Here is a 19,390-nt window from a genome sequence, read left to right on the forward strand (position 1 = left end):
GTTCGCGTTTAGGAAAAAGCAATGATCTGAAAAAGAAATAATAGTATGTTTGTGACTTATTAATTCTTTCTTATGAAAAAAGTAACTTTTGTCCTTCTGTTGTCAATCCTAAGTTTTAGCTGCTCACCAAAATTAAAAATGATAGGATCGGAACAACAAGCGCTCAGCCCCTTATCCAATACCGAAACTGTAGTGGATATCAACGAATTAAAAACCATAGATCCCTCCAATATCGCTGCTAAAATCGGCGCTTTTAAAATTACCGATGGAGGCTTAGCTTTAGATTGTACTTATGAACGTATTCTATTTATGGCTAAAGAAAAAGCCCGAAGTCTTGGAGGCAATGCTGTAAAAATCACGGATCATAAAGTACCAGATAACTGGTCTACCTGTCATCGCATTGAATTTGATATTTATAAATTAAATGACATAGAAGCTTACCAAAACGAATTGATTTGGAGTGAGCAACATCCTTTGCAGTGGTCTTACTTTAAAGCTGCCCCAAAGGTAGAACCTACGTCTTCATTTTGTGGATATATTCATGCACAATTCAACGATTTAGCAAAAGATAATCAAAGAAAAGTCATCATCAATCCCAAATTGATATTTGATTGCTCTTACGTTCAACCCCTCAAAAAGGACGAAAATTTATTGGAGTACAACCAGATTAAATTTGACCTGTTGGAAGTTTATGCCAGAGAGATGAGAAAAGCTTTTGATGAGGCTGGAATAACTTCGTCCAAGGAATGGATCAAATTTGCGGAGAGCCTCTATTTGGAAATTTATACCAAATACGAAACTGATATATTTAATTTGGAAATGGAAACCAACTTTGGTAAAAATTATTCCAAGCTTAACGGATGGAAGTATAAGGTAAAAAAAGATTTAGAAAACCTGCCCCAGTATTCCAGTGATCAGATCTAAGAGCAGTTAAGTCTGTCATCATACATTATTTATTATTTATATGTAAGTTTGTGATCTAACCTTATCCCATATGAAGCAAACACTCCTCCTCTATTTAACTTTAATCCTTTGTTTTTCTTGTGCATCAAAAAAAGAAAGTAGCATCTATTTTCACGATGGAGTCCCAAGAAGCTGTAATTATTCCAACAACAAAAAAGGCTTTAAGAGAATTGTTGATGATAAATTCTTATCCATCATTGACAATGATACCGTTTTATTAAATGAAATACGTTACGAGTGCACCAATACGGCTTTCAAATTATCTGAGGCCATCTATCACGAACACGGTAAGTGGGACGAATTTATAGTTCCATCAAATAAGTATAGCCCACTGCTGGTTTGGAACAATCTTAAACTTATTCCTGGGGATTCAACAGCATATACAGTCATATCCAGCGGTGAGGAGGATTGGAACATGATGTATTCTTCGCTAATGGTATTTCATGAAGGCAATGACGTCCTTGGTAAGCATCCAAAAAAAACAGAAGCTATTAAAAAATACTTCTCGGAATTAATTGCTGAAATTGTTAAAACCCGGGATGATGAATTTTATAAAGTGTACTGGCAAACGCGCAATCCTGACTTAAAATTTCCCAAAAAGCCGGTGCATATGGTGAAAAACAGATCTCAATTTTTAGAAACTTTTGAAACCGAACATTGATACCTTATATAAATCCTTACCATCTACTTTAAATATGAAATCCTTTTTTCCCTTTTTATTGATTTTGCTCATAGTAGCCTGCTCATCTACTCAAACAAAGACATCTGTTTCGGATCTGCCAAATCCCGTGCCCGGATTTAAGAATACTTGAAAATGAATTTAAATCCATAGTCAACAAGGATACCCTCAAGTTCAATGACATTTACTTCGAGCATACCTATGCTTCATTTAAAACAGCAGAGGCTATGTACATCAACTTTGGGATGTGGGATGAAGTGATTCGTCCACCACAAGCTCAACAACCCATGCTTATTTGGGATGATGTTCCTTTGTTTAGGAATGATTCCATAACGTATAAAGTGGTTACTTCCGGGGGTGAAACCAATACCATGGTATACTCCTCTTTTATGGTTTTTGATCAACTTAATCAGGACATGCTAACGGAGAAAAATTCTGTTTTTAAAAATAAAATTGTGAATTGGATGAAAAACGAAATCAATGCTATTGAAGAGGGCGACTTTTATCATAAATACCATAAGATGTTGAACAGCAATTATGAACCGGCACGTTTGAGGGTAAAACTTATAAAAAACTGATCTTAAAGTAGGCTGACCCTCTTTCATAGATCAACTACATCGCATTAAAAAGGTATTGAGAATTCTGTAGATTGTATTGAATCTAAACCCGTCCTCATTCCATTATTTTTTGAAAAAATTCAATTTATATCCAAAAAATCAGTATTTTTCTTAAAAATTATATAATGAAATCCATTCTCACTATTTGCGTTTTCCTTTTTAGCCTCCAGTGTCTTGTAGCTCAGCAAAACACGTTGATTACCAATGTGGAAATCTTCAATGGAAAAGATGAAAAAACAACCAAAGGCCATGTGTTAATTACCAATGGTAAAATAACTAAGGTGTCCGGTAAATCTATCTCGGTAGATAAAAAAACAACCACCACCATAGACGGTACCGGCAAATTTTTGATGCCAGGCCTTATAGATGCTCATTACCACGCCATGTTCTCCAGCTTGTCACAGGTGGTTTTATTAACGGCAGACATTGGTTTTGTTAACCTGGTGGCAGGTAAAAACGCTGAAAATTTATTGATGAATGGATATACAAGTATCAGAGATCTGGGTGGTCCCGTTTTTGGACTGAAACAGGCCATAGACAAAGGAATAACCAAAGGACCAAGAATCTGGCCTTCAGGTGCATTCATATCCCAGACAGGAGGTCATGGTGATTTTAGGTTACCCAATGAAATTCCCTCAGATCCCAGCCGTGGTTTGTCTTATGGTGAACAAATTAACGCAGCAGCCATAGCCGACAGTCCGGATGCTGTGCGGCTCAAAACCAGAGAACAGCTCATGAAGGGCGCTAGCCAAATCAAACTCATGGCTGGCGGTGGCGTTTCCTCGGTTTACGATCCGCTGGATGTCACTCAATATACCGTCAAAGAAATCGAAGCGGCTGTAGAAGCTGCAGAAAACTGGGGAACTTATGTGACTGTTCATGCGTATACACCCCGCGCCATACAACAGGCTATTCAGGCGGGTGTCAAGTGCATAGACCACGGTCAGCTTGTAGATGAGGAAACTGTAAAACTAATGGTAGAAAACAACATTTTCTGGAGTTTACAGCCCTTTGTAGATGAAGGAAACACAGGCGGATTGAATCCAGAAAGTCGCGCCAAGCAACTGGAAATGTACCAGGGAACCGATAAGGCCTTTGCTCTGGCCAAAAAATACGATATGAAGATTGCCTATGGAACCGACGTACTATTCAACAAGACTAAAGCAGATCAGCCAAATTTACAATTACTCAAGATGAAGCGCTGGTTCAACAATTTTGAAATTTTAAAAATGGCCACCTCCACCAACGCAAGCCTGCTGGCTTTGTCTGGTAAAAGAAGTCCGTATACAGGAAAGCTAGGGGTCATCGAAGAGGATGCACTTGCCGATTTGTTAATCCTTGATGGGAACCCACTCAAAAATTTGGAAGTATTCAAGGATAAAGAGAATATCCTCTTCATTATGAAAAATGGGGAAGTCTACAAAAATAAGCTGTGAATAACGTTCTAACTTCTTTACTCGCGCAAATGATTCCCCAGATTTTTGATAATGAGATGGAGCATTAACATTTCTAAAAACACCCTGTACTGGATCCTCGCCTGCTTTATAGGTTGTGGAGGTATTCAAAATTCTGCCATAGCACAAACAGATTCCATCGTTCTAAAAAATGGAAACACCATCGTTGGTGAACTCAAAGAAATGAGACAGAACGTCGCAACCGTCAAAACAGACTACAGCGATACCGATCTAAAGATTAAATGGGATAAGATTGAAGAGCTTAAAACAACAGGAAAGTTTGTCATCACACTTCAGTCTGGTGAGCGCTACACAGCAATTCTTAAGGGTAACTCTGAAGTGATCCAACTGCTCGACAAGAATAAGCCTTTAGCCAGATCACCAATGCGCAACATTGTTTTTTTAAAACAAATCCAGCCAGATGTATGGAGAAATTTCAATGCGTCACTCAGCCTTGGCTATAATTTCACCAAGGCCAATGACTTATCCCAGTACAGCGTAAGAAGTAATATAGAATACAGAGGGAAACGCTGGTCTGCTTCTACGCGATACAATCATATCATTTCCTCACAAACGGACGTACCATCAACCGAAAGACTGGATGCTAATCTGGTTTACAATTACTTTCTAAAAAAGAAATGGTTTTTACTGGGTGAGGTCAACTGGCTTACCAACACGGCTCAAAATATAAGCCTAAGGACGGTGAGTAAAGCAGGTTTAGGCAGGTATCTGGTCCAGACCAACACCTTATACTGGGGACTTCAAGCTGGCCTCACCTTCAACAAGGAACGCTTCAGTAATCAAGGCGTTGATCTGGAAAATGAAAGTTCCGAAGCTTTCTTGGGTACAGAAGCCAATTTGTACAACATCGGGGATTTAAGCCTGCTCAGCCGAGTCGTGGTATATCCCAGCTTAACGGAGTCCGGCAGGTGGAGAACGGACTTCAACTTTGATATAAAATACGATTTGCCTTTGGACTTTTTTATCAATTTTGGTGTGAGTTTAAACTATGACAACCAACCCGTCCTGGGTGGTATGGAGACAGATTATGTCCTGCAAACCACACTAGGCTGGAGTCTGTAGCCATTCATCTGTTTTTGAATATTTCATCAGTAGATCTTTCTTTTAGGCTGAATTTGTTTACAACTCAATTTATGTTTCACAATACATTGCTTAAAGTTATATCTTAGTAGTAGAAATCCAGTTGGGATCGATAACTTCTGAAGGTTGAGAAGAAAACTAAGCCTTAACTTATTAAACACGAATTATGAGCAATAAAAACGAACAACTCACCATTAAAAGATTTGAAATTTTAGAGCTTATTGCTGCATTTGGAATCAGCCTTGTAGCAAAAGAGCTGGTAAAGAAAGGCTGGGAAAAGACCACTCAAACTCCTGCACCAGAAAATCCGTATTCATCCAGGGCAAGTGTCAAAGAAGTTATTCTATTCTCTGTAAGTTTAGCCCTGGTGAGTACTGGCATCAAACTTTTAACCCGAAATAAACTTGCCAAGCAATGGGATAAGATGGGTGGAGATTTACCCAAAACACTGGAATAAGTTTCACTTACCCTTACTGGAGTTAAATATATAGAATAGCATCAATCGTGGAAAAATCAATTTTTGAAATCTCCAAAATGGATTGCCCATCCGAAGAAAACCTCATCAGGATGAAACTGGAGGAACTGGAGGGCATTCAACATCTGGATTTTGACATTCCTAACAGAAAAGTAGCTGTTTTTCACAGAAGCAGCTCAGATGAAATAGAAGCCTCTCTCCTCCAACTCAACTTGGGCACTCAAAAACTTTCTACGGAAGCAACTCAGCAAACTGAATTTACAGAACAAACCCAGCAGAGAAAATTACTCTGGTCTGTTTTGATCATCAACTTTGCTTTTTTTGGCATTGAAATGGCGACTGGATTAATTTCAAAATCGATGGGACTGGTAGCGGATAGTCTCGATATGCTGGCGGATTCGTTTGTTTATGGGATTAGCCTTTTAGCCGTTGGCAAAAGCCTGACGAGGAAAAAAAGAATTGCCAGACTTGCTGGGTATTTTCAAATTGTATTAGCAGTAATTGGATTTGCAGAAGTTCTAAGACGTTTTTTGGGGAGTGAAACTCTACCAGACTTCAATATCATGATTGTGGTATCGATTTTTGCATTGATTGCTAATGGTGTATGCTTATACCTGCTTCAGAAATCTAAAAGTAAGAAGGAAGCGCATATGCAGGCCAGCATGATTTTCACCTCCAATGACATCATTATTAATCTGGGAGTAATCGCTGCAGGATTGCTAGTCAACTGGCTGGATTCCAGTACGCCAGACTTGGTTATTGGCAGTATCGTTTTTGGACTTGTTATTCAGGGTGCTGTTAGAATATTAAAAATTGGCAAATAAATTTTAAATGTCAGTTTTATCGATTTCATGGTACTCAAAAAGCAATAAATCCTATATATTAAAGTTAAGTTCTAAACACTTCCAATGAAAAAAGTAGCCATTGCATTTTTACTCCTCATAAGTTATCAACTTCCATTAGTGGCACAGGACATCACCCTAAAACCCTCTAAACTGGAATCCTTGTTATGTAAACAATGGAAAATTGCGTTTGCACAAATGGGAGATATGAAAATTGAACAAATCCCGGAAGCGATAGATTTCGATCTTAGGTTTGAGACGGATGGAACCTACGAAGTAATAGGTCTCAACGAAGATGAAAACACAGGAACCTGGTTTTATGATGAGAAAGAAAAAACAGTAAAACTTAATGCCAGCGGAGATGTAACATTTAAAATCAAATCCATCTCCAAAGAGGACCTTGTCATCAATTTAAATCTTGGAGAAGACGCACCTCCAGGAATGTCCAATCTAAAATTGCATTTTCAACCTGCCAAAGGTTTGTAAATATTAGACCCAAATTTTAAGTTGGTGTTATAGAATTCCGTTATATTTAAACTTTCAGTTAAATGATAAGAATTCTATACCCTCCTATTATGAAACATTTTATGTTCGGGATTTTTCTCGTCAGCCTCATCTCCTGTGATGTCAAAAATCAAGAAAAGTTTTCCCTTCAAGGCACCACAAAGGACATAAAAGATGGAAGTACTTTGTACTTGATCCATGAAGATAAACCGATAGATTCAGCCACAGTCAATGACAACACTTTCAGATTTGAAACCGAATTAACAGACGCTCCGTTACAGGTCATCTTGAGCAAAAAGGACTTTTCTCAATACCGGTTCTTATGGCTGGAAGATAGACCGATGGTGTTTGATGCTTCTGCTACAGATTTTAGCCGTGCTCAGGTTATAGGATCAAAAGAAGAAAATTTAAGCCAGGCACTGGATAAGAAAACAGAACCTATCGACAGAAGCAAAAGAGCGCCTATACAGCAGGAGTTTATAAAAAACAATCCGAACAGCCTTAATAGTGCCTACATCCTATCCGTATATTCAACAACCTGGGGAAAAGAAACCACGCAGGAGCTGTTTGAAAATTTTCCAGAGGACATCAAGCAAAGTTCATACGGCAAGGAAATCGCAAAGTACATCGAGCTCAATCAAAATCCAGCCATTGGAGATTCGTATATTGATTTTGAAATGGAAGATCCTGAGGGGAACCTGAAAAAGCTATCGGATATAGATGAAAAACTGATCTTACTTGAATTTTGGGCATCCAACTGTGGGCCCTGCCGAAAGGAACATCCAAACCTCATTAAAACCTATGAAAAATTTCATCCTAAAGGCTTTGAAATTTTTGCAGTGTCGCACGATGCTGACAAGAAAAAGTGGCTGGATGCTATAGAAGAAGACCATTTGCCCTGGCCGCAGGTATCCGAACTTACAGGCGATGCCAACTCGGCCGGACTGATCTATGGCGTCAACGGTATACCAGATAATTTCTTAATCAATGCGGAAGGAACAATCATCGAAAGAAACTTACGTGGTGAAAACCTGTATGATAAATTGAATGAACTTTTAAATTGAATCTCACCCATTAAAGAATTTTAATTTGAACTTAAAACCGATTAATCTAAAAGAAAAATTTGATTCCTTCTCAGAATTCTGGACCCCCAAGGTTGTAGGAGAATTGAATGGACAACAGGTTAAGCTAGCTAAATTTAAGGGCGAGTTTGTGAGTCATCAGCACGAAGATGAGGATGAATTATTTCTTGTCATCGAAGGTCAAATTAAAATGGAACTCGAAGATAAAACTCATGTCGTCCATGCAGGAGAATTTATCATAGTTCCGCGGGGAATTCAGCATAAACCCTCAGCTATTGGTGAAGCTAAAGTTTTATTATTTGAGCCAAAATCTACCGTGAACACTGGAACTGTGGACAGTGAGTTGACCATTAAAACTCCTGACCAAATTTAAATACCGAAAAATTTTACGATGCAAAAAACTGTTCTTATTTTAATTCTTATTTGTTCCTTTTCAGTAAAATCGCAAAACGCCTTAGACCTAGTCAATGCAGGAAATGCTGTGGCAAAAGACACAGATCCTGTTCCCCTAGAAAAACGCTGGTTTTCACATTTAGATCTGGTTTTTGCAGTCGCAAGTTCAACTGAATACGATTACAAAATTCTAAATGATGCTGGAAATATAAGATCTGGGGCGCAAACCGAACTGGAGAACAAAGCAGCTTACGGCCTATTGTACAGTTATAGCTATCCTATCTTTAAGAAATTTACACTAGGTGCGGTGGGTGGCTTTCAACACCAGGTGCAACAGAGTATTACGGCTTTAAAGGCTGGAGCAGTTATGAGGTACCACTTTGTAGACTATGAAAGCGTTAACCTCAACTTTATGCTAGCTGGAAACATTGCGCTGAATGATAAAATTGATAGTAATTTTTCAAATCTTCGCCTTGGTTTACAGATTCCCGTTACCCGTGTGGATGGATTTGTAATGAACCTGAATATTTTTGGAGATTTTAATAATTTTACATACAACGAAAGTATTCTGGAAGATGTTAATGATGATCCTTCCCGTATTACTTTTCGTTCTTATGGCTTAAGTTTAGGTATTCAATTTTGAGATGAAACCAATCATTTTAGCTACAACTGATATTTAAATATCTAAAATAAAACTTAGGGATAGATAATACATAAAACCACGGTGATTACACTTATCAAAGATCAATTTCTAGAAATCAATTACAAGAAAGGAAATGGAGCCTGGACGTATCATCTGGTCATTCCAAACACCGCCCTCCTGCAAGGCAAGTGGGGATCGCTGAAGGCTTCCGGACAAATTGATGACTACGTGATCGAGGAGATCAACCTTGCGCCCAGAAAAAATAAGGATAAGCTGATTTCTATAAACAAAGATATACGCGACGCTCTACAAAAAACAGGGGGTGATGAGGTAAAGGTAACCTTGCATCTTCATGACTATGCTAACCCTCTCCTTACACCATCTGAAATCATTAGGTGTTTTAAAGATGCTGGAGTTTTGAAAGCATATGATGCCTTATCTGCCAAAGAACAACAGGCCATCCTAAAACGCATCCAGTCAATACCTACAGGAGATCAACAAGTCAAAGAAATCAACCATGTGATTTCTGAATTATCCTGATCCTTATCTTACAGCCTATTTGGTGACTTTTGGAATCAAGCCACCTCTACACCTTCAGCTTTTTAACTTTACAGCCCGGCAATAGCATTAGTTAAGTAGCTGCATTAAGCTAAGGTATTCCACGCATTAAATTTATCTGTATCAAAATCAGAAAAAATGATAATGATCAGTCTTTAGATTGCTTTAACAGAGGTTTAGTAAGCTCTTTCACAGTTGAATAGAACTCTTGTTGTATCTTAGAAACAAATGTATTTGGGTAAATAAAAGAAAAAATTATTGATCCCAAATCATGGAAATTAACTTAAAACTAGACGTGACTTATGGATGCAAAACTAAAACAACTAAAGGACGAAACTGGAAAATATTGTGTGAGTATCATCATGAATACGCACAGGACAAAACCTGATTATGATAAGGATCCCAAAGTCCTTAAAAATCACATAAAAGAGGCGAAAGAACGTCTTCTGGAAGCTTACGATAAACGAGAACTTAGCAGTGTGCTTCACCACCTGGACCAGATAGAGGAGCAAATTGATCACAGTCATAATCTTGAAAGTTTGATTGTTTTTGCAGATGAGCATAAAGCTGAATTTTTGAGATTGCCTATTGAAGTTACCGATCGGGTGGTTATTGATACCTCTTTCGCCACGCGCGACCTGGTGAGGGCTTTGCATAAAGAAACCAATTATTACGTCTTGGTGTTGAGTCAGCGAGAAGTGAGACTTATTGAAGCCTTTAATGATAAAGTCGTAGAGGAAATCGGTGGGGAATTTCCTTTTGAAAACACCAGCCTCTACTCTACAACTAAGGATGAACTTGCCAATGCTGGAAGACAAACACAGTTGGTTGCAGAGTTTTTCAATCGTGTGGACAAAGCGCTTAACAAGGTGAGGAAAGACAATCCACTCCCGGTATTGATTTGTACTGAAGAAGCCAATTACCACGAATATCTCAAAATTGCAAATGACAAAAAAAGCATTTTGGACACTTACCTGAACAAAAACAGACTAGACGAAAAAGCACAGGCCATCGTAGCTGAAGCCTGGCCGTTGGTGAGTGAAAAGATGGAAGCCCAGCGAAAAGCCAAAAAGGAAGACTTGTCCAAAGCTGTAGGTGCTGGCAATTTCCTAAGTGACTTGAGCGACATCTGGAAAGCTATCGGCGAAGGTCGCGTAGACACTTTGTTTATCGAAGAAGAGCTTTTTGAACCAGCTATCATCAAAAACCAGGAAATCCACCTTGTAGATGTAGAAAAAGCAGGGAAGCAAGACGTAATTGATGATATTTACGATGAAATGATAGAAGCCAACCTCAATTTTGGTGGTGATGTGGTCTTCTTACCCAAAGGAGAGTTGGAAAAATTTCACGGCATCGCGGCGAAGACTCGCTATTAGAGTACAGATGTGAGACCTTTAAACGTTAGAATTTAGATTTATAATGAATCCCCTGCAAATCTGATTTGCAGGGGATTTTGTTTGATGTGAATTTTTTATTTTGATTTGTTTGTGATTTAAAAATTTCACCACTCACCTGTTTTTATTCTTAAAGTTATGAGCGAATATGGCCTTAAGTTGAGAACCAGTAGAAATCAACAAAAAAGCTATGATACGCTTTAAAATTACTAACAATTATCAAAAGATATTTTGGAATTAAATTGGGCTAAATCAATTGTTATAAAAACGTTAATCGAAGATTTTCTTTAATATACTTTTATGAAAAAGTAATATTTATGCACTCGTTAATATAAAAGTCGGAATTGCTGAAACAGCGACTATAATTTACTGAAAGTAGGCTTTAAAACTAAACAATTTATTATGCTTAAAAAACCACTAATTTTATTAGTATTCTTTGCTTTAACGCTTACGCTTAATAGCTGCGGAGTGATGTTTGGAGGAAGTAAATACAATGGGACCATCATTGTAAAAGACAATCCAAACGCTGAAATTTCAGTAGACGGTCAAAAATTGGGTGTGGGCCAAACTACCAATTTATTTCCAAGAAACAGAGAGCTTGTTGTAGAAGTAAAGGATGACAGTTGTGAAAAGAAAACACAAACATTCAATAAGTCTTTTAGAACTGGTAATTTTATATTAAGTGCTTTTGCTTGGGGGATTCTTGGAATTGGTATTGATTTAGGAACTGGTGCTTCTTATAAGCCAGATCATAGATCTAATCCTGCAATCACAAAATCAAGTACAAAAGATTTTATTTTTGAAATAGATTACGATTGTAATTAAGAAAATTACTTATTTCATTAAAGTCTGGTATCTAACTTTTAGTTACCAGACTTTTTTTATGGTTAATAATCAACTTAAGAAAAACAATACCCAAAGCAACTCTGAAAATTATAAACACTTTTCAAAAGCCTAGCAGTCCAAGTATTCCCGATCTAATGTAAAGTTATAAGCGAAGAAGTTAGTTTAGAAATCGGCATGAGTTGAGAATTTATTTTCTATATTTATATCGATTTAATATAAATGGATTTTCAACCTTAATCACGATGAAATTTCAAAGTAAAAAAGATACTTTTTATAAACTACTAGTCTTAAGCATAGCTCTAATTTTAAATGCATTCTTTGTGACCGACTTCATCCAAAGTGAAGATTTCAGCCCATGGCAACTTTTACCAGTCTTGATCATTAATTATATTATTTTTTATACCTATCTCAAAACCAGATATGAAATTAAAGACGGAAACTTGATCTGTATGAGTTTATTTAGTAAAGACATCATCCCTATTGACAGAATTCACAGTTTGACCTTCCAAAACAAATACCTTTTTGGATCTCATCCAGCCACAGCTAAGTCTGGCTTACTCATCAGTTATAAAACATTTCAAAACATCTATATAACACCAGAACATCAAGAAATTTTTATAGAAAAACTACTGCAACTAAATGCAAATATTACAATGAAGGAATTTAAAAGAAACCTAACCAACACTTAATCACAAAAAAATAACTCAATCATGAAAAAAATCAATTTACTCCTGCTGTTTATATCAACACTGCTTATGTCTTGTTCCAGTGATGATGATAATTCTACTGAACTTGTTGAAATGAGAATCGATCATTATCCAGAAACTATGCTCATTTCACCAATACCCTCTAATGAAACAACTCCTTATTTGGGTTTGCGTTATCAAGAAGGTGACAATATTGGTACAAACAAATGGGAAAATTTTATTTTTATTGAAGGCTTTGATTATGAACCTGGATTTATCTATTCCCTTTCTGTAAATAAAACTACTCTTGCTAACCCTCCCGCAGATGCAAGTTCCGTGAATTATTCATTAAGAAGCATTTCATCAAAAGAAGAAGTAGGTGCTGAAGTTAATTTCAAAATGGATTTAAAGATTGATGATTTTAGTTTTATCACCAATGACTCTGGTCTTCAACTCCTTAACCAAATTGACGTGAACTGTAACGAACTTTGTGATGATTTAGATAGTCATCTAAATTCTCAAACAGATGTCAAAGGAATTTTTAGACATGCCGGAGATCAAACGGTTGAACTTCTAGAAATCGAACTTTAAAACTCAAGGTGTGACTACCTTACTTCATTTACTTTTAAAGTCTACTCTTTAATAAAAACGCTTGTAGGTATTAGCACTCTGGTATCTAAGAAATTTAAAGCTGAGTAGACATAAAATAAATTGCTTCTATTACACCATATCTATTCGAAAATCCTAATACCAACAATCATGAAAAAAATCATCCTCCTCCTCGTTTCATTAACTGTTTCTACATACACAGAATCATTAGAATCAAGTGATCTTCCAGAAAAAAAAGAAAAAGAAGAAAAGAAAATGAAAAGCACTAAAAAAGCTAAAACCACAGCTATGTTAAATCAATACCGGTATTAAAAAATACCAATGGTTTAAAATAACAGCAACTTATAAAATGAAAGCTGAGGTTTGCACTATCTATACCTTAAATCTTATTTTTTCATAAGAACATTTAAGAAAGGAAAATCTTAAATTATTTATTAAATTTATAGATATTAATTTGTTGATTTTCAAATGAATTTTAAGGACTTGAAATACCTTACAGCTTATATTATTTCCATCACTGCAGTTTTGGGACTTATATATCCTTCGCAATTGAGTTTCTTAACTCCTGTTGTTACTTTTGGTATAGTTCCTCTAGTAGAAGTTTTCACACCCCAGTATTCAAAAAATTTGTCAAGTACTGAAAAGCAAACTAAAGCTGCTCATCCTTTTTTTGATTGGCTGCTGTATTTCAATCTGCCTCTGGTATATTTCATCCTGGGTTTTGCCTTAGTTTCAATGGAACGTTATGAATTGACAAGCCTTCAAACCCTTGGTTTGCTCCTAAGCGTTGGTATTGTTCTGGGCAGCAATGGCATCAATGTAGCTCATGAGCTCGGACACAGGACCAGTACCTGTAGCCAATGGGTGTCTAAGTTTTTATTGCTTCCCTCCCATTACACGCATTTCACCATAGAGCATAATTTTGGTCATCATGCCAAAGTTTCCACGCCGGAAGATCCAGCTACTGCCAAACTCAATCAATCTGTTTACTCTTTTTGGCTGACGTCGTCCACAAGACAGTACTGGAATGCCTGGAAGCTTCAGAACCAGTTGCTGGCGACCAAAAATGAGGCGTTCTGGTCACTTCACAATTCTATGCTGATCAATACTGCCTTACAACTAACTTACATCAGTGCTTTGTTTATTCTTTTTTCATGGACAACCGCACTTTTGGCAATCGCCATGGGAGTTGTAGGATTCTTGTTGCTGGAAAGTATCAATTATATCGAGCATTACGGATTATTGAGGCAGCAACGCCCAAGTGGTAGGTATTATCCTGTAAAGGAGATCCATTCCTGGAACTCCAACCATTTACTTGGTAGAATTTTACTCTACGAACTTACCAGACACAGCGACCATCATTTCAGAGCAAATAAAAATTACCAATTACTAGATTATCACGACACAAGTCCAGAGCTGCCCTACGGTTACCCTACCAGCATTCTCTTGACGTTTATTCCACCGCTTTGGTTTGCACTCATGAATCCCAAAGTTCCAAAAGACATGCGAGAATTAGCGACTAACCAACTTAAACAGATCGCTTAAGTTTCAATTTTTTCTGGTTTTCTGCTGAATTTGCCACGTGTAAATTTGAAGATGTTGGTAGTGAACTTAATTGCTCCTAACAAACTTCAACATGCTCGTCAGAGGTTTTAAGGTTAACCTGAAGGCTCTAGTAGTTGAACTAAAACAAAAAGACCAGAAGCAGTAAGCTCCCAGTCTTTTCTTGAATCAAATTCAGAAGACATATTACTCCTGAACCTCTCGATTTTTTACATATTTCTCCAGCCACTGGTCCTGCTCCCATAACATGTGCATAATGCTTTCCTTGGCCGCATAGCCATGACTTTCCTTAGGCAACATGACCAATCGCGCTGGGGCGCCAAGGCCTTTCAGCGCGTTGAAGTAACGCTCACTTTGCATTGGATACGTCCCGGAATTATTATCGGCCTGGCCGTGAATGAGCAATAGCGGAGTTTTCATTTTTTCAGCATTCATAAAGGGCGACATAGTATTGTACACTTCTGGAGCTTCCCAGTAATTGCGCTCTTCAGACTGGAAGCCAAACGGCGTTAACGTTCGGTTATAAGCACCACTTCTAGCTATTCCTGCCGCAAACAAATCAGAATGAGACAAGAGGTTAGCAGTCATAAATGCACCATAACTATGTCCGCCTACGGCCACTTTATTTCGGTCGATGTAGCCCAAATCATCCACAGCATCAATGGCTGCTTTGGCATTGGCCACCAACTGCGTTTTGAAGCTGTCATTCGGCTCCTCCTCGCCTTCTCCAATAATAGGAAAGGCAGCATCATCCAAAACTACATAACCTCTATTCACCCAATAAATCGGCGAACCGTAATAAGGATAGGTAAACTCTTTGGAATTGGAAGTAACCTGCGAAGCACTGTTTTTGTCTTTGTACTCCCGTGGATACGCCCACATCAACATCGGCATTTTTTCTTTTTTGGTCTTGTCATAGCCAACTGGCAAGTATAAAGTGGCAGACAATTCCAGTCCATCCTCCCGCTTGTAGGTAATGACTTCTTTATCTACATTTTGAATGGCCTTGAACGGATTTTCAAAATCGGAAATCTGTTCTAGTTGACCCGTCTTAATGTTTCTGAAGTAATAGTTGGGAAACTCATTGCTGCTTTCCAGTCGGGTCAACATCAGTCCTTTTTTGGCATCAATCATATTGACAAAAGACTCCAGATAATCAGACTCTTCGACCTGGAACAAGCGCTTGGTTTCCTTGGATTTTAAATCATATTCATCCACAAATGGAAACTTACCTTCTTCAGAATAGCCCTGACCTGTTAAAGTTAATTTCCCGTCCAAAATCTCAAGAACAGATTGGTTCAAATCATTTTTGGTAGTCACAAAGCTTCCTGGATTATCATACGTATTCTGGTAATTTCTCTCGTTGAACAATACTGGATCCGCTTTGGGCTTGGAAGGATTGATAAAGCTTGTTCTTAAAGTTCTGGAATTCCACCAGTACTCAGTCAACAGAGCAGTTGACTCATTTCCCCAGGTAATGCCAGAGTAACGCAGTTTTGTTTTGGCCAGAAATTCTTTTTCTCCTTTAAATGGAGCCTTTAATTGAAAGACCTCGTCTCTGAAATCCACTTCTTTATTGGCATCACCCTCGTCCAGAGCTTCTGCCCAGACGATGGTGGCTGGCTGGTCGTTTCTCCAGGACATACTTCGACGGCCTGTTCTTGTAGACATAAATCCTTTGGGTTGTTCTTCAATCAAAGGAATATCGGCCACCGTATATTCCAGTTCTCCATCTGCTTTATAGATATTGTAAGTGGTTGGAAATCTTCCATAGGTGACGATATAAGAAAAAGGTTTTTTGATCTCGGATACCATTATATAATTCCCATCTGGAGAAACAGATAAACTCCCATACATGCCTTCGGGCTTCCAAAGGCTTTGGTTTCCTTTGAGGTCCACTTTATGAATTTCTGAAGTTGCTAAAACCACAAAATTGAACTCATCGTCTTTATTTTTTAATAAATCCTGATAGGTTCTGTTTTGAGCTTCGGTTCCGGCTTCGTTGACAGAAACCGTAGGCCCTGTAGGAACTTTATTGTCAGCATCGATGAGTTCTGGCCGGTTTTTGGGGAGGGTTTTTACAAGAATTGCAGATTCATCTGGCAGCCAGGTGAGTGTTGTTCCCATATTTCCGTTCACAGTCGCCTCGGTAAGGCGGCTGGCAGATTTCTTTTTGTAATCGATGATCCAGAGTTCATTTCCAGTGGCTGTGGTCTGCGTAAAAGCGATGTAATTGTACTTTGGCGACCAATTGATGTTGGAAATTTTGGGATTCTGCGGTAGGTTTTTGATGTCGGACTCCTTTTTCTTTCTGGTGTCAAACAATTTAAGGTCTGTGTAGAAGCGCGTACGGCTGTTGATGTTGGTTTTGGGATTGATACGCAAACCTGCCAGACGAAGTTCATCTTCTGCCAAGTCCTCAATGGTTTGGTATTGATTGCGATAAATAAGTAAAGCCTTACTTCCGTCGGGATTGATGCTCATCGAGGGTGGCATTGGCACATCTGCCAATTCCAAAATATCTTCATGAGGCTGCTGGTAGTCAAGGTCAATTTGACTAAAGCCGAGCAAAGGCCATACTGCGCAAAATACAAAAAATAGTTTTTTCATAAGTCTAAATTTATTTGTCTTTAAATTTAGATATTTTGAGCCTAATGGTCAAATCTAAATCTCGTATGGTTATGATAAATACTTTTAACACTCAGTCATTGCCAGAAACGTCTAGCTATGAGTATATTGCGACAAATTAAATTTTATGACTAAATTATTGATGACTTTGTTGTTTTTTTCATTGAGTTTGTGTTCATATTCACAACTTCTGAAAGACAACTTTGATGATGACTCTACCATTTCTACATGGTATGCTGATGATATTGAAATGAATACGGATTTTGATAATCCTGTAATAAACCAGGAAAATCCTTCTGCGAAAGTTTTAAAGTATGAAGATACAGGTGGCGAGTACTCAAATATTGGCTTTGATTCTTCTCAACCCGTTATACTTGGGGATGAAACCCCCTTTAGCTTAAATATCTATATCGCTTCTGAAAGTGTTACCGGAAATCAACCCAACCAGATTTCTTTAAAACTACAAAACAGAAATCAGCAGGAACCTTGGTCCAATCAGACTGAAATTATCAAACCTCTAGAACTGGATCAATGGCAGACAGTCATATTTGATTTTTCAGAAGATAACTACATCAATTTGGACCCTAACTCCCCAGATCCATTGACCAGAGATGATTTCAATCGAGTTGTCCTTCAGGTCAATGGAGAAAATAATACTGATTTGGTAGTTGCTTATATAGATGACTTTTATTTTGAAGGTGGAGATGCAGATACTGACCCGGATAATCCAGACGATCCAGTTTATGATGAACTTGTTTGGTCTGATGAATTTGATAACGATGGAGAATTGAATTCAGAAAAATGGTTTCACCAAACAGAATTACCAAACGGTAGTTCATGGTTCAACGGAGAGATTCAGCATTATACAGATCGTGTCGATAATACTTTTGTGGAAGATGGAGTTATGCATTTGGTGGCTAAAAAAGAAACCTTTACCGACCAGGGAGTAACCAAAGAATATACCTCAGCCCGACTGAATTCAAAATTCGCATTTACTTATGGCCGTGTAGAGGTGAGAGCAAAACTCCCTACAGGAGTTGGAACCTGGCCAGCGATTTGGATGCTTGGTAAAAATATTCAAGAAACTGGCGGATACTGGGACAATGAAGGTTATGGCACAACACCCTGGCCTGCATGTGGTGAAATAGACATCATGGAACACTGGGGTGATAACCAAAATTTTGTACAAAGTGCTATGCACACGCCTTCAAGTTTTGGAGGAACGATAAATCACGGTGGACAAATCATACCTACAGCGTCAACTGAGTTTCATACTTATACTTTAGACTGGTATGAAGATAGAATGGTTTTCAGTGTCGATGGTAATGTACATTATGTCTATGAACCAGAAGTTCAAAACCCAGATACATGGCCTTTTACAGAAGAACAGTATATTTTATTAAACACGGCAATAGAATCAAGTATTGATCCCAATTTTACAGAAAGTACAATGGAAATTGACTATGTAAGAGTATACCAGGAAAGCACTCTTGGAACGGGAGAGGTAACACCTGATTCTAAATTAAAAATTTATCCAAACCCTGTCAATAGATTTGTTAACGTATCAATCCAGAATCAGTTTGAAGATCATAATCTTGAAATTTACACTATCCAGGGACAACTTCTGGAGGTTCATAAGCTAGATAATAAGAAAACAAAAATTGATATGTCGGGCTTGGACTCTGGAGTCTATTTATTTAAACAAAAAAGTAAGGCATCGAGTAAAACCTACAAAATCATAAAAAACTAGATTAATCATTGCATTGCTGGCAATGCAGTTATTCTCTTGTATCTGCTATATAACTGATTTTCCAGCCTTTTTCGGTATTTATAAGCGTTAAAACATTAGTTCCGGAGTGTGTAAGTTCATCATTCACATAAAAGGAATAAGCTAAAGTATACTGGGACAAATGCTCTGATTCTATAGATTCTTTAGACCTTATTTTTTCCTGAATGGTATCGTTTTCAGGTATAGATTTTAGTCCATTTGAAAACTCACTTAGCGTTTGTTTACTTAAAGTGTTATCATTTTTTATGTTTAAGGTATGAATTTGAAGGTCTTCCGTAGATAAACTCTCAAGAAGCGCTATGTCTTTAGAATTTAAAGCAGTAAAGAACAAATCCACAACTTCAGAGGGGGTTTGAGCTTTAGAACTCATAAATGCAAGACATAAAATAAATGGTAAAAGTATTATTTTCATGATATTTTTTTTAGATATGCTACTAAACTTAGCCAAACCTGCAGTTCGAATCAAATTTTATGTAATTATTTAACTTATTGATTCTTAATTTTCCATTTTAATTTACATAAACCGAAAAGATATTTAGCTTTTTGAGATGATAAAAGTTTAAG

At 37.6% G+C, this 19,390-nt stretch carries 21 protein-coding genes; 19 read left to right on the forward strand and 2 right to left on the reverse strand.

All coding sequences use genetic code 11. From position 1 onward, the window contains the following. The first annotated feature begins 72 nt into the window (after window positions 1–72). The 18 genes from LB454_RS01670 (at window position 73) to LB454_RS01755 (ending at window position 14,391) form a co-directional block, all read left to right on the forward strand. On the forward strand, window positions 73–924 hold the full coding sequence (locus LB454_RS01670; protein ID WP_224462573.1) for a hypothetical protein: 852 nt from the start codon (window positions 73–75) through the stop codon (window positions 922–924). A 70-nt stretch (window positions 925–994) separates the two neighbouring features. Continuing rightward, entirely contained in the window at window positions 995–1,624 is a 630-nt protein-coding gene (locus tag LB454_RS01675; protein WP_224462574.1) for a hypothetical protein, read from the forward strand. Window positions 1,625–1,869: 245 nt separating this feature from the next. Further along, complete coding sequence (locus LB454_RS01680) at window positions 1,870–2,220, forward strand: hypothetical protein (protein ID WP_224462575.1); 351 nt, start codon at window positions 1,870–1,872, stop codon at window positions 2,218–2,220. A 164-nt stretch (window positions 2,221–2,384) separates the two neighbouring features. Continuing rightward, window positions 2,385–3,695 (forward strand): metal-dependent hydrolase family protein, encoded by a 1,311-nt coding sequence (locus LB454_RS01685; protein ID WP_224462576.1) that lies wholly within the window; start codon window positions 2,385–2,387, stop codon window positions 3,693–3,695. A gap of 51 nt (window positions 3,696–3,746) precedes the next feature. Further along, complete coding sequence (locus LB454_RS01690; protein WP_224462577.1) at window positions 3,747–4,796, forward strand: DUF481 domain-containing protein; 1,050 nt, start codon at window positions 3,747–3,749, stop codon at window positions 4,794–4,796. Window positions 4,797–4,980: 184 nt separating this feature from the next. Next, on the forward strand, window positions 4,981–5,271 hold the full coding sequence (locus LB454_RS01695) for a DUF4235 domain-containing protein (RefSeq protein ID WP_224462578.1): 291 nt from the start codon (window positions 4,981–4,983) through the stop codon (window positions 5,269–5,271). Between the two features lie 47 nt (window positions 5,272–5,318). After that, a complete protein-coding gene (locus LB454_RS01700) occupies window positions 5,319–6,113 on the forward strand; it encodes a cation transporter (protein WP_224462579.1) in 795 nt (264 codons plus the stop codon). 84 nt (window positions 6,114–6,197) lie between these two features. Then, a complete protein-coding gene (locus tag LB454_RS01705; protein ID WP_224462580.1) occupies window positions 6,198–6,617 on the forward strand; it encodes a hypothetical protein in 420 nt (139 codons plus the stop codon). 89 nt (window positions 6,618–6,706) lie between these two features. Then, a complete protein-coding gene (locus LB454_RS01710) occupies window positions 6,707–7,699 on the forward strand; it encodes a TlpA disulfide reductase family protein (protein ID WP_224462581.1) in 993 nt (330 codons plus the stop codon). Window positions 7,700–7,724: 25 nt separating this feature from the next. Further along, a complete protein-coding gene (locus LB454_RS01715) occupies window positions 7,725–8,090 on the forward strand; it encodes a cupin domain-containing protein (protein WP_224462582.1) in 366 nt (121 codons plus the stop codon). An 18-nt stretch (window positions 8,091–8,108) separates the two neighbouring features. Beyond that, a complete protein-coding gene (locus LB454_RS01720; protein WP_224462583.1) occupies window positions 8,109–8,753 on the forward strand; it encodes a hypothetical protein in 645 nt (214 codons plus the stop codon). Window positions 8,754–8,834: 81 nt separating this feature from the next. After that, window positions 8,835–9,293 (forward strand): DUF1905 domain-containing protein, encoded by a 459-nt coding sequence (locus LB454_RS01725; RefSeq protein WP_224462584.1) that lies wholly within the window; start codon window positions 8,835–8,837, stop codon window positions 9,291–9,293. Window positions 9,294–9,613: 320 nt separating this feature from the next. Next, entirely contained in the window at window positions 9,614–10,687 is a 1,074-nt protein-coding gene (locus LB454_RS01730; RefSeq protein WP_224462585.1) for an AOC03_06830 family ribosome hibernation factor, read from the forward strand. A gap of 420 nt (window positions 10,688–11,107) precedes the next feature. Further along, the gene (locus LB454_RS01735) at window positions 11,108–11,530 is read left to right on the forward strand and encodes a hypothetical protein (RefSeq protein ID WP_224462586.1); all 423 of its coding nucleotides are present in this window, start codon (window positions 11,108–11,110) and stop codon (window positions 11,528–11,530) included. A gap of 263 nt (window positions 11,531–11,793) precedes the next feature. Continuing rightward, entirely contained in the window at window positions 11,794–12,240 is a 447-nt protein-coding gene (locus LB454_RS01740; RefSeq protein ID WP_224462587.1) for a PH domain-containing protein, read from the forward strand. A 21-nt stretch (window positions 12,241–12,261) separates the two neighbouring features. Continuing rightward, a complete protein-coding gene (locus LB454_RS01745) occupies window positions 12,262–12,828 on the forward strand; it encodes a DUF4377 domain-containing protein (RefSeq protein WP_224462588.1) in 567 nt (188 codons plus the stop codon). A gap of 168 nt (window positions 12,829–12,996) precedes the next feature. Beyond that, window positions 12,997–13,158, forward strand: coding sequence for a hypothetical protein (locus tag LB454_RS01750; protein ID WP_224462589.1), 162 nt, complete (start codon window positions 12,997–12,999; stop codon window positions 13,156–13,158). 156 nt (window positions 13,159–13,314) lie between these two features. Further along, complete coding sequence (locus tag LB454_RS01755) at window positions 13,315–14,391, forward strand: alkane 1-monooxygenase (RefSeq protein ID WP_224462590.1); 1,077 nt, start codon at window positions 13,315–13,317, stop codon at window positions 14,389–14,391. A gap of 204 nt (window positions 14,392–14,595) precedes the next feature. Here LB454_RS01755 and LB454_RS01760 read toward each other — a convergent pair whose 3' ends face one another. Next, window positions 14,596–17,019, reverse strand: coding sequence for an alpha/beta hydrolase family protein (locus tag LB454_RS01760; protein ID WP_224462591.1), 2,424 nt, complete (start codon window positions 17,017–17,019; stop codon window positions 14,596–14,598). A 145-nt stretch (window positions 17,020–17,164) separates the two neighbouring features. Between LB454_RS01760 and LB454_RS01765 the strand changes: the two genes are divergently transcribed. After that, on the forward strand, window positions 17,165–18,787 hold the full coding sequence (locus tag LB454_RS01765; protein WP_224462592.1) for a family 16 glycosylhydrolase: 1,623 nt from the start codon (window positions 17,165–17,167) through the stop codon (window positions 18,785–18,787). 28 nt (window positions 18,788–18,815) lie between these two features. Here the strand turns inward: LB454_RS01765 and LB454_RS01770 are convergent, their stop codons facing one another. Then, complete coding sequence (locus tag LB454_RS01770) at window positions 18,816–19,238, reverse strand: DUF4829 domain-containing protein (RefSeq protein ID WP_224462593.1); 423 nt, start codon at window positions 19,236–19,238, stop codon at window positions 18,816–18,818. Window positions 19,239–19,390: the final 152 nt, after the last annotated feature.

Origin of the sequence: Psychroflexus montanilacus (genome assembly GCF_020164535.1) — a bacterium.
Lineage (GTDB): Bacteria > Bacteroidota > Bacteroidia > Flavobacteriales > Flavobacteriaceae > Psychroflexus > Psychroflexus montanilacus.

Coding starts and splice junctions, on each gene's coding strand:
- LB454_RS01670 (WP_224462573.1), top strand. CDS start 73: ATGAAAAAAGTAACTTTTGTCCTTCTGTTGTCAATCCTAAGTTTTAGC.
- LB454_RS01675 (WP_224462574.1), top strand. CDS start 995: ATGAAGCAAACACTCCTCCTCTATTTAACTTTAATCCTTTGTTTTTCT.
- LB454_RS01680 (WP_224462575.1), top strand. CDS start 1,870: ATGTACATCAACTTTGGGATGTGGGATGAAGTGATTCGTCCACCACAA.
- LB454_RS01685 (WP_224462576.1), top strand. CDS start 2,385: ATGAAATCCATTCTCACTATTTGCGTTTTCCTTTTTAGCCTCCAGTGT.
- LB454_RS01690 (WP_224462577.1), top strand. CDS start 3,747: ATGAGATGGAGCATTAACATTTCTAAAAACACCCTGTACTGGATCCTC.
- LB454_RS01695 (WP_224462578.1), top strand. CDS start 4,981: ATGAGCAATAAAAACGAACAACTCACCATTAAAAGATTTGAAATTTTA.
- LB454_RS01705 (WP_224462580.1), top strand. CDS start 6,198: ATGAAAAAAGTAGCCATTGCATTTTTACTCCTCATAAGTTATCAACTT.
- LB454_RS01710 (WP_224462581.1), top strand. CDS start 6,707: ATGAAACATTTTATGTTCGGGATTTTTCTCGTCAGCCTCATCTCCTGT.
- LB454_RS01720 (WP_224462583.1), top strand. CDS start 8,109: ATGCAAAAAACTGTTCTTATTTTAATTCTTATTTGTTCCTTTTCAGTA.
- LB454_RS01730 (WP_224462585.1), top strand. CDS start 9,614: ATGGATGCAAAACTAAAACAACTAAAGGACGAAACTGGAAAATATTGT.
- LB454_RS01735 (WP_224462586.1), top strand. CDS start 11,108: ATGCTTAAAAAACCACTAATTTTATTAGTATTCTTTGCTTTAACGCTT.
- LB454_RS01740 (WP_224462587.1), top strand. CDS start 11,794: ATGAAATTTCAAAGTAAAAAAGATACTTTTTATAAACTACTAGTCTTA.
- LB454_RS01745 (WP_224462588.1), top strand. CDS start 12,262: ATGAAAAAAATCAATTTACTCCTGCTGTTTATATCAACACTGCTTATG.
- LB454_RS01750 (WP_224462589.1), top strand. CDS start 12,997: ATGAAAAAAATCATCCTCCTCCTCGTTTCATTAACTGTTTCTACATAC.
- LB454_RS01755 (WP_224462590.1), top strand. CDS start 13,315: ATGAATTTTAAGGACTTGAAATACCTTACAGCTTATATTATTTCCATC.
- LB454_RS01760 (WP_224462591.1), bottom strand. CDS start 17,019: ATGAAAAAACTATTTTTTGTATTTTGCGCAGTATGGCCTTTGCTCGGC.
- LB454_RS01765 (WP_224462592.1), top strand. CDS start 17,165: ATGACTAAATTATTGATGACTTTGTTGTTTTTTTCATTGAGTTTGTGT.
- LB454_RS01770 (WP_224462593.1), bottom strand. CDS start 19,238: ATGAAAATAATACTTTTACCATTTATTTTATGTCTTGCATTTATGAGT.